Origin of the sequence: Verrucosispora sp. FIM060022, from assembly GCF_003977705.1 — a bacterium.
GTDB classification, from domain to species: Bacteria; Actinomycetota; Actinomycetes; order Mycobacteriales; family Micromonosporaceae; genus Micromonospora; species Micromonospora gifhornensis.
Genome location: NZ_RQIV01000014.1, coordinates 94,586 through 108,726, shown reverse-complemented (window position 1 = coordinate 108,726; position 14,141 = coordinate 94,586). Strand labels below are relative to the sequence as shown.

2 protein-coding genes are annotated in these 14,141 nt (G+C 75.4%); both read right to left on the bottom strand.

Annotated features, from left to right (window positions below):
- On the bottom strand, positions 1 to 709 hold a 709-nt coding region (locus tag EG812_RS26785; protein WP_199743963.1), incomplete at its 3' end, for a beta-ketoacyl synthase N-terminal-like domain-containing protein.
- Between the two features lie 13 nt (positions 710 to 722).
- Positions 723 to 14,048, bottom strand: coding sequence for a type I polyketide synthase (locus tag EG812_RS26780; RefSeq protein ID WP_126713209.1), 13,326 nt, complete (start codon positions 14,046 to 14,048; stop codon positions 723 to 725).
- Positions 14,049 to 14,141 lie beyond the last annotated feature (93 nt).

The following is a 14,141-nucleotide window of genomic DNA, read 5'->3' as shown; positions in this document are numbered from 1 at the left end:
GGGTGGCCATCACCGTCACCCCGCCGACCAGGGCGGCGGAGCACTCGCCCCGACGCAGAGCGCTGACCGCCAGATGCAGGGCGACCAGCGACGACGAGCAGGCGGTGTCGACGGTCAGGGTCGGGCCCTCCAGCCCGAACACGTACGCCAGGCGACCCGACGCGATGCTGCCCGCGCTGCCGCTGAACAGGTAGCCCTCGGCCTCGCCGGGCAGCCGCGGCCGGGCACCGTAGTCGTGGTACATGCTGCCGAGGAAGACGCCGGTGTCGGTGCCACGCAGCGACTCCGGGTCGATGCCGGCGTTCTCGGCGGTTTCCCATGCCACTTCCAGCAGCAACCGCTGCTGTGGGTCGATGGCTTCGGCCTCGCGCGGCGAGATGCCGAAGAAGTCCGCGTCGAACTGGTCGGCGTCGTACAGGAAGCCGCCTTCACCCGCGTACGACTTGCCCACCGCTTCGGGGTCCGGGTCGACCAGGTCGGCCGGCCAGCCCCGGTTCTCCGGGAACGGACCGACCGCGTCGCGCTCGGCCAGCACCAGATCCCACAGCTCGTCCGGTGAGGTGACGCCGCCCGGGTAGCGGCAGCCCATGCCGACCACCGCGATCGGCTCCCGATCCTGGTCCTCGGCGGCCCGCAGCCGGGCCCGCAGGTCCTGTGAGTCGGCGATGGCGCGCTTGAGGTAGTCGCGCAACTTCTGCTCGTCGGCCACGGTCGTCTCCCGCTCAGTCGAGGTCGTCGATCAGCGCGAACAGCGCTTCGTCACTGGCTGTGTCAAGGTCAACGGTGGCTGGGGAATCGGGGGCCGCCAGGGTGAGCAGCTGCCGCAGCCGGTCGGCGATCGTGCCGTCGCCGGGTCCGCCGTCGCGCAGGAGTGCCTCCAGCCGGTCGAGTTCGGCGTGCACGCCGTCGTCGGGTGGGCTGTCGGCCATCAGGTCGTCCAGGTAGCCGACCAACGCGGCCGGGGTCGGGTGGTCGAACGCCAGCGTCGCGGGCAGCCGGTGCCCGGTCGCCGTACCGAGCCGGTTACGCAGCTCGACCGCGGTGAGCGAGTCGAACCCGAGGTCGGTCAGGGCGCGGTCCAGGTCGATGCCGTCCGGGTCGCTGCGGCCGAGCACGCCGGCGACCTGCGCCCGTACCAGACCGGTGAGCAGGTCGCGTCGTTGTTCCGGTGAGCGGCCGGCCAGTTGTGCGGCGAGGGCGGGCCGGTCGGCGGCGACGTCCGCGGAGGCCGCCGGCAGGGCGGGCACGGCCAGGTCGCGCAGCACGGCCGGCGGGTCGGTGAGGCGGCGGACGTCGAAGCGGGTGACGGCGAACGCCGGTCCGCCGTCGGTGAGTGCGGCGTCGAACAGTCGCATCGCTTCCTCGTCGGCAAGTGGCCGCAGTCCCAGCCGGGCCACCCGCTGCCGGTCGGTGTCGGACAGGTGCCCGGACAGGGCGCTGTTCTGTGCCCACAGGCCCCAGCCGAGGGAGACGGCGGGCAGTCCGGCCGCGCGGCGGTGCTGTGCCAGCGCGTCGAGGAAGGCGTTGGCGGCGGCGTAGTTGCCCTGTCCGGCGGTGCCGAGGGTGCCGGCCACCGAGGAGTACAGCAGGAACAGTGCCGGGGGCCGGTCGGCGGTCAGCTCGTGCAGGTGCCAGGCGGCGTCCACCTTGGGTGCCAGCACATGGTCGAGGTCGTCGCCGGTGAGCGCGGTGATGGTGCGGTCACGGGTGGTGCCGGCGACGTGGGCGACGGCGGCGGGTGGCCGGTCGAGTCCGTCGAGCACGGCGGCGAGGGCGGCACGGTCGCTGACGTCGCAGGCGAGGGTGCGTACGGCAGCGCCGAGGCCGGTCAGTTCTTCGGCGAGCCGGTCGGCGTCGGGGGCGGCTGGTCCGCGGCGGCTGAGCAGCACCAGGTCGGTGGCGCCGTACGCGGTGACCAGGTGTCGGGCCAGGACCGCGCCCAGCGTGCCGGTGGCCCCGGTGACGAGCACCGGTCCGCCGGACAGGTCCGGCCGGGCTTCGGTGCCGGCCCGGGTGACCGGGGCCAGGCGGGGTGCCAGCAGCTGACCGGCCCGGATCGCCGTCTGCGGTTCGGTGGTGGCGGCGACGGCGGCGAGGGCCGCCCAGGAGGGGTCGGTGGCGTCCACGTCGACCAGCCGGAAGCGGCCCGGCTGTTCGGCCTGAGCGGACCGGACGAGGCCCCACACCGCGGCCTGGACCGGGTCGGGGTCGGCGTCGGTGGTGGTCGCGACCGCATGCCGGGTCACCAGCACCAGTTCCGCGCGGGTGTCGTCGGCCAGCCAGCGGCGCAGCAGGTCGAGGGTGGCGGTCAGGCTCTGTCGTACCCTTTGCGGTGGGGTGGCGGCAGGGTCGCCGTCCGGGGCGGCCACGAACACCGCAGCGGTGGCGGGCAGGTCGCCGACCGTGGCGTACGTGGGAAGCCCGGTGGCATCCGGCAGGCCGAGCGTCGCCGCGTCCACCGTCGCGCCGTTCGGGGCGGGCACCGGACGCCAGGTGAGCCGGTGCAGCCCGTCCGGGACAGCGGCCGGGCCGGCGGCGCGGGGCAGCAACCGCAGCCGCTCCACGGTCAGTACCGGACCGCCGGCCGGGTCGGTGGCGCTCAGCGACACCACCGTGCCGTCCTCGCCGGTTTCGTGGACGGTGAGGGTGACCCGCAGCGTGGACGCGCCGCTGGCGTGCAGGCGTACCCCGGTGAACGCGAACGGCAGCACCTCGGCGCCCACCTCGTCCGGTGCCGCGGCCACCAGGGGCAGCAGCGGGTGCAGCGCGGCGTCGAGCAGCGCGGGGTGCAGGGCGTAGCCGGCGGCCTCGGGCAGTTGGTCCTCGGCGAGGGTGACCTCGACGTACCGTTCGCCGGGGCGGCGCCACAGCCGGGTCATCCGGCGGAACGCCGGTCCGTAGTGGTAGCCGAGGCCGGCGAGCCGGTCGTAGACGTCGTCGAGCGCGACCGGTTCGGCGTCCTGCGGTGGCCACGGGCCGGACGGTGGGGCGGGCGTCGGTGCGGGGGTGAGCAGGCCGTCGGCGTGCCGGGTCCACGGGTGCCCGGCGGCGGCGCCGGCGGGGCGGGCGTACACGGCGACCGTGCGGCTGCCGTCGTCGGCCGGGGCGTCGGCCACCACCTGCACGGCGACCGGTTCGCGTCCGTCGAACGGCAGCGGGGTGCTCAGGGTCAGCTCGGCCAGCTGGTGGCAGGCGACCTGCGCGCCGGCCCGCAGCACCAGGTCGGTCAGGGCGCTGCCGGGCACCAGCGGGACGTCGCCGGGGCGGTGCTCGGCCAGCCAGGCGCCGCCGGCCGCATCGAGTCGACCGGTCAGCACGGCGGTGTCCGAGCCGGCCACATCGACGGCCGCGCCGAGCAGCGGGTGGGCGGTGTCGTGCTGTCCGGCTGCGGCCGGGCCGGCGGCACGGGCGTCCAGCCAGTAGCGGCGGCGCCGGAACCGGTAGGTGGGCAGCGGCACCGGGCGGGTGCCGGGGTGCACCCGTTCCCAGTCCACCGGCACGCCCCGTCCGTGCAGCAGGGCCAGCGCGGTGAGCACGGTCTCCGGCTCGTCGCGGCCGGCACGCAGCATCGGGACGACGAGGCCGGGCGGGTCGCCCAGCGTGGCTGCGGCCAGTCCGGTCAGCACGGCGTCGGGGCCGATCTCGACCAGGTCGGTGACGCCCGTACGGTGCAGGGTGCGGACCGCGTCGGCGAATCGCACCGGCCGCCGCACGTGCCGTACCCAGTAGTCGGCGCTGCCCAGTTCGCTGGCGGTAGCCGGGTCGCCGGTGGTGTCGGAGACGACGGTGAGCACGGGTTCGCGGAAGGTGAGTCCGTCGATCGCCCGGCGGAACTCGTCGAGCACACCGTCCATGTGGTGTGAGTGGAAGGCGTGGCTGACCGGCAACGCGGTGGCCCGCCGGCCGCGGGATCGCCAGTGTTCGACGGTGTCCTGGGCGGCGGCGCGGTCCCCGGCGACGACTGTGGATCGGGGGGCGTTGACTGCGGCCACGGTCAGGTCGGTGCGGCCGGCCAGCCAGTCGCGGACCTCGTCTTCGGTGGCGTCCAGCGCGATCATCGCGCCGTCGTCGCGGGCGGCCTGCATGGCGTGGCCGCGGGCGGCGATCAGCCGGGCGGCGTCGGCCAGGTCGAACACGCCGGCGACGTGCGCGGCGGTGATCCCGCCGACAGAGTGGCCGAGGACGGTGTCGGGTCGTACCCCGCAGGCCTCCACATGCCGGTAGAGGGCGACCTCGGTGGCGAACAGCGCGGCCTGGGTGAACACGGTCTGGCCGAGCAGGGCTGCGTCGGCGCTGTCCGGGTCGGCGAACAGGATGTCGCGCAGTGGCTGGTCGAGGTGCCCGTCGAGGTGGGCGCACACGTCGTCGAGGGCGCGGCGGTACGGTGCCGACCGGTCGTACAGGGTGCGGCCCATGCCGATGCGTTGGCTGCCCTGCCCGGTGAACAGGAACGCGAGCCGGCCGCGCGGACCGGCCGGGCCGTGTGTCAGGCCGGGTGCGGATCCGCCGGTGGCCAGGGCTGCGAGGGCAGCGGCGCGGGTGTCCGGGTCGGTGCCGGTGACCACGGCCCAGCGGTGCAGGACGGTGCGGCGGGTCAGGGCAACCGCGACGCTGGTCGGGTCCGGGCGTTGAGGGCCGGTGACCAGGTCGTGCAGCGCGCGGGCCTGGTCGCTCAGGGCGGCGGGGTTGTGCCCGGACACCACCCAGGCGACCGGGCTGCCCGCTTCGGTGCCGGCGGCCGGCTCGATGTCGGCGGCCGGGGCTTGTTCGAGGATGACGTGGGCGTTGGTGCCGCTGATTCCGAAGGACGACACCGCGGCGCGGCGGGGGCGGCCGGTGTCGGGCCAGTCCTGCCGGGACGACAGCAGCTGCACCGCACCGGAATCCCAGTTCACCATCGGCGACGGCACTTCACAGTGCAGTGAGCGGGGTGCCACTCCTGCCCGTATCGCCTGCACCATCTTGATCACACCACCCACACCCGCAGCCGCCTGGGCATGACCGATGTTCGACTTCAACGACCCCAACAACACCGGCACACCACCGGTACGGGACCCGTACGTCGCCAACACCGCCTGCGCCTCGATCGGGTCACCCAACGACGTACCGGTGCCATGGGCCTCCACCACGTCCACATCGGATGCCGACAGGCCGGCGGTGCCCAACGCGGTACGGATCACCCGCTCCTGGGCGGGGCCGTTGGGGGCGGTCATGCCGTTGGAGGCGCCGTCGGAGTTGACTGCGCTGCCGGATACCACGGCGAGGATCTGGTGGCCCTTGGCCCGGGCCACCGACAGGCGTTCGAGCAGCAGCAGGCCGGCGCCTTCGGACCAGCCGGTGCCGGTGGCGTCGGCGGCGAACGACCGGCACCGGCCGTCGGTTGCCAGGGCGCGTTGGCGGGAGAACTCGACGAATGCCGTGGGCGACGCCATCACCGTGACCCCGCCGACCAGGGCGGCGGAGCATTCCCCGCGGCGTAGGGCGGTGGCGGCCAGGTGCAGGGCGACCAGGGAGGACGAGCAGGCGGTGTCGACGGTCAGGGTCGGACCGTTGAGGCCGTACACGTAGGCGAGGCGGCCGGAGACGGCGCTGGCGGTGTTGCCGACGAGCAGGTAGCCCTCCAGGTCGGCCGGTGGGCGGGCGGCCCGGGCGGCGTAGTCGTGGTACATGACGCCGCAGAAGACACCTGTGTCACTACCCCGCAACGACCGTGGGTCGATCCCCGCCTGCTCGAACGTCTCCCACGCCACCTCCAACAACAACCGCTGCTGCGGATCAGTCGCCAACGCCTCCCGCGGCGACATCCCGAAGAACTCCGCATCAAACAGATCCGCGTCATACAGGAACCCACCCTCACCCGCATACGACTTACCCACCGCCTCCGGATCCGGATCCACCAGATCAGCAGGCCAACCCCGGTTCTCCGGGAACAGGCCGACAGCATCCCGCTCCCCCACCACCAGGTCCCACAACTCCTCCGGTGACGTGACACCCCCCGGGAAACGACACCCCATCCCGACGATCACCACCGGATCCTCATCAGCCACCACGACCGGAGCCACGGTCTGCTCGGCGGCGGGACCGTTGACCGTTGCGACCAGATATTCGGCGATTGCGGCCGGGGTCGGGTGGTCGAACACCAGCGTCGCCGGCAGCGGCAGGCCGGTGAGGGCGGTGAGGCGGTTGCGCAGGTCGACTCCGGTCAGCGAGTCGAAGCCGGCGTCGCGGAACGGCACCTCCGGCATCACACCGGCCGGGCTGTCGTGGCCGAGCACCGCGGCGGCGGCGGTCCGGACGGTGTCCAGCGCGTACGCATGCCGTTGCGATTCGTCGAGCCTGGCGGCGTGCGCCGCCCAGTCGCCGCTCGGGGGCGCGGCGATCCGGCGCGGGCGGGCCGGTGCCAGCGCGCGCAGGGGTGCCGGCAGCGGGTCGTCGGTGCGCAGCCGGGCCGGTTCCAGGGCCACCGGCACGAGGACCGGTTCGGGTGAGCGCAGTGCCCGGTCGAACAGGGCGAGGCCGTGCGCGGGGGTCAGCGGTTCGATGCCGAGCCGGGCCCAGCGGGCGATGTCGGTGTCCCGCAGCGCCGCGCCCATCCCGGTGGTGGTGTCCCACAGGCCCCAGGCCAGTGAGGTGGCGGGCAGCCCGGCGGCGTGCCGGTGCGCGGCCAGGGCGTCGAGGGCGCAGTTGGCTGCCGCGTACCCGGCCTGCCCGGCCGTGCCCAGCACCCCGGCGATCGAGGAGAACAGCACGAACGCGGTCAGCGGTTGGTCGGCCGTCAGGTCGTGCAGGTGCTGGGCAGCGTCCACCTTGACTCGCCACACCCGGTCCAGTTGCTCGTCGGTGAGGGTGGCCACGGTGGCGTCGTCGACCACTCCGGCGGCGTGCACGATCGCGGTCAGCGGGTGCGCGGCCGGGATGGCGGCCAGCACGGCGGCGACGACGTCGCGGTCGGTGACGTCGGCGGCCACCACGCGGACCTCGGCACCGGTCTCGCGCAGCGTGGCGGTGGCCGCGGCGGCGTCCGGGGCGTCCGGGCCGCGTCGGCTGACCAGGACGAGGTGACGCACCCCGTACGTGGTGACCAGGTGCTCGGCGATCAGCCGGCCCAGCCCGCCGGTGCCGCCGGTGATCAGGACCGTGCCGGCGGGGTCGATCACCGGTGCGTCCCCGGCGGCGGGCGCCGGGCCGAGGCGGGGTGCCAGCAGTGTGCCGCCGCGCACGGCGACCTGCGGTTCGCCGGTGGCGACCGCGGCGGCCACCGCCTCCGGGCCGGCACCGTCGCCGAGGTCGACCAGGGTGACGTCCGGATGTTCGGCCTGGACGCTGCGCAGCAGGCCCCAGACGGCCGCGCCGGCCGGATCGGGGGCGGGGTCGCCGGGGGTACTGACCGCGTGGCGGGTCACCACGGTGAGTGGGCCGGTGAGCCGTTCGCGTACCGCGTGCAGGGCGGTGCGGACGGCGGTCAGCGGGTCGTCACCGTCCAGGGTGAGCACCTCGCGGGGATCGGCCGGGCGGGACGGGGCGGGCAGCGGCTGCCAGCCGAGTGTCCAGAGCCCGCCGGTGCCGCCGGTGGCGGCGGCCAGGTCGCGGATGTCCACCTCGCGCAGGGTGAGCCCCTCGATCCGGCCGGCCGGGCGGCCGGTGGCGTCGGTGAGGGTGACGGTCACCGTGTCGGGGCCAGCCGGGGTGATCCGGGCCCGCAGGGCGTGGCCGGGTGTGCCGGTCAGATCGGCGCCGGTGACGGTGAAGGGCAGCCGGATGCGGCCCGGGGCGGTGCGGGATGCGGCCTGCAGCACGACCGGGTGCAGGGCGGCGTCGAGCAACGCCGGGTGGATGCGGTAGCGGGCGGGGTCGGCGTCGCTGGGCAGTTCCAGGTCGGCGCAGACCTCGTCGCCGACCCGCCACAACCGGCGGACCGCGGTGAAGTCGCCGCGATAGTCGTAGCCGGCCTCGGCGAGCCGGGGGTAGAGGTCAGCGATGGGCTCCTCGACCGCACCCGGCGGCGGCCACGGCGCGTCCACCGGCCCGGTGTCGGCGGCGGTGCTCGGGACGAGTCGGCCGGTGACGCAGCGTCGCCAGTCCTGCGGGGCCGCGCCGCTGTCGGCCCGGGCGTGCACGGTGAAGCGGCGACCGCCGTCGGGGTCCGGCTCGTCCACGCTGACCTGGACCTGCAGGGTGCCCTGGGCGGGGACGGCGAGCGGGGCGGCCAGGGTCAGCTCGTCCACCCGGGTCGCGTCGACCCGTTCGCCGGCCACCCGGGCCATCTCCAGCAACGCGGTGGCGGGCACCAGCGCGGCGCCGTTGATCACGTGGTCGGCCAGCCACGGCAGGTCCGACCGGGACAGTTCCCCGGCGAGGACCAGGCCGGCCCGGTCGGCCAGGTCCACCGTGGTGTGCAGCAGCGGGTGTGCGGCCGGGTCGGCCGAGGTGCGTGGGGCAAGCCAGTAGCGGTCCAGGTGGAACGGGTACGTGGGCAGTTCCGCCGGCGGTGATCCGACGCCGATCGAGGCGGGGTCGAGCGGGGCGCCCGCGGTGTGTGCGGCGGCCACGGCCAGGATGGCGGTCTCCGGTTCCGGGCGGCCGGCGCGACCGGTGGAGATCACGGTGGCGTTGGCGTCGCCCAGCGTCTCCAGGATCGCCGGGACCAGCGCGGCGTCCGGTCCCACCTCGACGAAGACGGTGGCTCCGAGGGTGCGCAGGCTGGTCACCGCGTCGGCGAACCGGACCGTCCCGCGCAGCTGGCCGGTCCAGTAGGCGGGGTCGGCCAGCCGGTCGCCGGGCAGCCGGTCCCCGGTCGCGGTGGAGACGAACGGCACCTGCGGGTCGGTGACCTCGCGGGCTGCGGCCACCTCGGCGAACTCGGTGAGGATCTCGTCCATGTGGGCGCTGTGGAAGGCATGGCTGACGCGCAGCCGCCGGGTGCGCCGGCCCTTGACGGCCCAGTGTGCGGCCGCTTCCACGATCGGGTCGGGGTCACCGGAGAGCACCACCGACATCGGTCCGTTGACCGCGGCCAGGCTCAGTTGCGGGTACGCGGCCAGTGTGGCCTGCACCTCCTGTTCGCTGGCCTGCACCGCCAGCATCGCCCCGCCGGAGCGGGCCCGGTCCATCAGCCGGCCTCGGGCGGCGACCAGGGCGGCCGCCTCGGGCAGGGTCAGTGCCCCGGCCACGTGCGCGGCGGCCACCTCGCCGACCGAGTGACCGGCGACCAGATCCGGTCGCAGGCCGTGGTGGGCCAGCAACCGGGCCAGGGCGACCTCGACGGCGAACAGCGCCGGCTGGGCGCACCGGGTGCGGTGCACGTCCTCGGCGCTGAGCACGTCGGCCAACGCGCGGTCCAGGTGCGGGTCCAGGGCGGCGGCCACCTCGTGCAGCGCGGCGGCGAAGACGGGGAAGGCGTCGGCCAGCTCGGCGCCCATCCCGGGCCGTTGGGCGCCCTGGCCGGCGAAGACGAACGCGACACGGGCGGGCCTGTCGGCGAGGCCACGGACCACCCGGGCGTCGTCCGTGCCGGTGGCCAGGCTGGTCAGGCCGGCGAGCAGGTCGGCGTGGGTGCGGGCGACGACCGCGGCGCGGTGGGGGAACCGGGTCCGGCCGGCCAGCGTCCGGGCCACGGCGGCGGGGTGGGGGGCGTCGCCGGCGGTCAGTGCGGCGTGCAGCCGGCCGGCCTGCCGGACGACAGCGTCCGGGTCGCGGGCGCTGATCAGCCAGGGTACGGGCACCTCGGCGGGTGGTTGCGGGTCCGGGTCGCCGGGTGCCTGTTCCAGGATCAGGTGGGCGTTGGTGCCGCTGATGCCGAACGAGGAGACGGCGGCCCGGCGGGTGGCGTCGGTCGGCCACGGGCGGGCCTCGGTGAGCAGGCGCAGCGGGCCGGCCGCCCAGTCGACCCGGGGGGTCGGCGCGTCCACGTGCAGGGTGCGTGGCAGGGTGCCGGAGCGCATGGCCTGCACCAGCTTGATGACGCCGGCGACCCCGGCGGCGGCCTGTGTGTGGCCGATGTTCGACTTCAGCGAGCCCAGCCACAGTGGACGCTCGCGGCCAGGCCCGTAGGCGGCGGCGAGCGCCTCGGCCTCGATCGGGTCGCCGAGGGCGGTGCCGGTGCCGTGTGCTTCGATGGCGTCGACGTCGTGCGGGGCCAGTGCGGCGTCGGCCAGTGCGGTGTGGATGACCTGGCGCTGGGCCAGGCCGCTGGGGGCGGTCAGTCCGTTGGAGGCGCCGTCGGAGTTGACTGCGGAGCCGCGGATGACGGCCAGCACGGGGCGTCCGGCGCGGCGGGCGTCGCTGAGTCGTTGCAGGACCAGCAGGCCGGCGCCCTCGGCCCAGGCGGTGCCGTCGGCTGCGGCGGCGAACGACTTGCATCGGGCGTCGGGGGCGAGGCCGCGTTGGCGGGAGAACTCCAGGAACATGCCGGGGGTGGCGAGCACGGTGACGCCGCCGGCCAGCGCGGTCGTGGACTCTCCGCTGCGCAGCGACCGGACGGCCAGGTGCAGGGCGACCAGCGAGGACGAGCAGGCGGTGTCCACGGTGAGCGCCGGGCCGGCCAGGCCGAGGTGGTAGGCGATGCGCCCGGACATCACGCTGGGTGTGGTGCCGGTGAGGATGTGTCCCTCGCCGGCGGTGCCGCCGTCGTGCATGCGGGGCCCGTAGTCGCCGCCGGTGCCGCCGACGAACACTCCGGTGCGGCTGCCGCGCAGGGTTTCCGGGTCGATGCCGGCGCGTTCCAGGGCTTCCCAGGCGGTGAGCAGCAGCAGCCGCTGTTGCGGGTCCATGGCCAGCGCCTCGCGGGGCGAGATGCCGAAGAAGGCGGGGTCGAACGCGGCGGCGTCGGGCAGGAAGCCGCCCTCGCGCACGTAGCTGGTGCCGGGGTGGTCGGGGTCGGGGTGGAACAGGGTGGCGGGCCAGCCACGGTCGGTGGGGAACGGTCCGACGGCGTCGCGTTCGTCGACGACCAGCTGCCACAGCGCGTCCGGGGTGTCGGCCCCGCCCGGGTAGCGGCAGGCCATGCCGACGATGGCGATCGGCTCGCCGGCGGCGGCCGTGGCGTCGGTGCCCGTGGCGGCGGGGGTGCGGCCGGCGAGGTGGGCGGCGAGGGCGTCCGGGGTGGGGTGGTCGAACAGCAGGCCGGTGGGAAGCGTGGTGCCGGTCGCGGCGGCCAACGCGTCGCGTAGTTCGACGGCCATCAGCGAGTCGACGCCGAGGTCGCGGAAGGTGGCCTGACGGTCGACCAGGTCGGGGTCGGGCACGCCGAGGACCGCCGCGACGTGCGCGGCCACCAGCGCCGACGTGTCGATCCGCGGCGTTTCGGTGGGCCCTGCCGTCGGGATGGGCACTGCCGTCGGGATGGGCGGTGCGGCCGGGGTGGGCGGTGCGGCCGGGGTGGGTGTGCGCGCGGGCGTGGCGGCCGGGCCGGTGCCGAAGTCCTGCCGCTGGAAGGCGTACGTGGGCAGCCGCGTCCGCCGTCCGACCGGCGGCGCCCAGACCGCCGGGTCGGTGTGGACACCGCGCACGTGCAGCCGGGCCAGGGCGGTGCGCGCCGACCGGTTCTCGTCGGTGCCGGCGCGCAGCAGCGGCACCGCGACGACGGTGCCGTCGTCGAGTCCGCAGCCGGAAACCAGGGCCGCGCAGACGCCGTCCGGGCCGGCCTCGATCATCGTGGGCGCGGCGTCGGCGGCGGCGCGGACGGCCGCGGCGAACAGCACGGGTTCGCGGACCTGGGCGACCCAGTGGTCCACGGTGGTCAGGGCGTCCGCGGCCAGGGCGCCGGTGCGGGTGGAGACCACCGGCAGGCGCGGCGGTCGCAGGGTGAGCCCGGCGACGACCTGGCGGAAGGCGGGCAGCATCGGTTCCATCAGCGGTGAGTGGAAGGCGTGGCTGACGGTGAGCCGCTTGACCCGGTGCCCGGCGGCGCGCAGGGCCTGGGCGGCCGCGTCGATCTCCGCGCCGGCGCCGGAGAGCACCGTGGCCCGCACACCGTTGACCGCGGCCACGGCCAGCCGGTCCGGGGCGGCGTCGACGAACGGGCGCAGTCCGTCCGGCGGGGCGTCCACGGCGATCATGGCGCCCCCGGCGGGCAGATCGCGCATCAGTGCGCCGCGGGCGGCGACCATGGTGCAGGCGTCGGGCAGCGACAACACCCCGGCGACATGGGCTGCGGCGATCTCACCGATGGAGTGGCCGAGCAGCCGGGCGGTGGTGACGCCCCAGGACTCGATCAGGCGGTACGCGGCGACCTCGACGGCGAACAGCGCGGGCTGGGCCAGGTCGGTGCCGTCGAGCCCGTCACCGGTGCCGATGATGTCGGCCAGCGGGCGGGGCAGCAGCGGGTCGAGGTGTGCGCAGACCTCGTCGAAGGCTGCGGCGTACGCGGGGAATGCGGTGCGCAGCCCGAGGCCCATCCCGATACGTTGCGCGCCCTGGCCGGTGAACAGCACTCCGACGCCGGGGTGGGTGGCGGTCTCGCCGGTGACCAGGTGGGCCGAGGGCGTGCCGTCGGCCAGGGCGGTGAGGGCGGCGGTCAGCTCGGTGTGGTCGTCGGCCCACACCGCGGCCCGGTGCCGGAAGGCGGTCCGGGAGGTGGCCAGCGCGTGCGCGAGGCCGGCCAGCGGGGTGGCGGGGTGGCGGCCGGTGTGCCCGAGCAACCGGGTGGCCTGCTCGCGCAGGGCCGGCGCGGTCCGGGCGGAGAGTGTGACCAGCGCGGGGCCGGCCGGCACGGGTTCGGTCGGGGTGGGCGCCGGCGACGGTGGTGGCTCGCCGATCACCACGTGGCAGTTGGTGCCGCCCATGCCGAAGCTGCTCACCCCGGCGATCAGCGGCCGGTCGGGGTGCGGCCACGGGCCGTGCGCGGTGGCGACCCGCAGCCGCAACTCGGACAGCGGGATGGCCGGGTGGGGTCGGGCGAAGTGCAGGCTGGGCGGCAGCATCCGGTGGCGGATGCTCAGCACGGCCTTGACCAGGCCGGCGATGCCGGCGGCGCCTTCGAGGTGGCCGATGTTGGTTTTCACCGAGCCCACCAGGAGCGGGTCGGCCGGGTCGCGGCCGGCGGCGAAGACGGCGCCGAGCGCGGCGGCCTCGATCGGGTCGCCGACGGGGGTGCCGGTGCCGTGCAGTTCCACGTACTGCACGTCGGCGGCGTCGATGCCGGCGGCGGTGTGCGCCCGGGTCAGCATCCGCTGCTGGGCGTCAGCGCTGGGCACGGTCAGGCCGGGGGTGGCGCCGTCGTTGTTGACCGCGCTGCCGTGCAGGACGGCGAGGACGTCGTCGCCGTCGGCGTGAGCCTGCGTCAGGGGTTTGAGGACCACGACGGCCGCGCCCTCGCCGCGGACGTAGCCGTTGGCGCGTTCGTCGAAGGTGTGGCAACGGCCGTCCGGGGACAGTCCTCCGAAACGTTGCGCGGTTTGCACGCCGTCGGCGAGCAGGTTGAGGTTGACCCCGGCCGCGATGGCCAGCGGGACGGTGCCGGCGCGGACGGCCTCGGCGGCCAGGTGCACGGCGACCAGTGACGACGACTGGGCGGTGTCGACGACCATGCTGGGGCCGCGCAGATCCAGCGCGTACGAGACGCGGTTGGCGATGAGCGCGCGGTGGGTGCCGGTGTTGGTGTGCCCGGTGACCGCGTCCGGTCCGGCGCGGTGGATCAGGCCGGCCCAGTCGTCGCGCAGTGCCCCCACGTAGACGGCGGTCGGTGTGCCGGCCAGGTCGGCGGGGACGATGCCCGCGTCCTCCAGGGCTTCCCAGACCAGTTCCAGGACGAGCCGCTGCTGGGGGTCGGTGGCTGCGGCCTCGCGCGGGGAGATGCCGAAGAAGCCGGCGTCGAAGTCGCCGGGCCGGTCCAGGAATCCGCCGCGCAGGGCGCCCGGGGTGTGCTCGTCGCCGGAGGGTCGGCGGTCGGCGGGTGCGTCGGTGACGGCGTCGCGGCCCTGGGCCAGCAGTTCCCAGAACGCCTCCGGGTCCGTCGCGCCGGGCAGGCGGCAGGAGAGTCCGACCACGGCCACCGCGGTGTCGCCGGCTGTGTCGGTGGTCGGGGCGTCGGCGTGCGTGTCGTGGGTCATCGCGTTCGGTTGCCCTTCGTCGCTTCCCCTGGGAACCGCAGTCGGCGGTCGATCCGTTTCTATCAATGGATCGGCGACGGAACGTCAGCGTCC

What these genes read in the sequence shown, in the direction of transcription:
- EG812_RS26780 (WP_126713209.1), bottom strand. Translation starts at nt 14,048, where the DNA reads ATGACCCACGACACGCACGCCGACGCCCCGACCACCGACACAGCCGGC.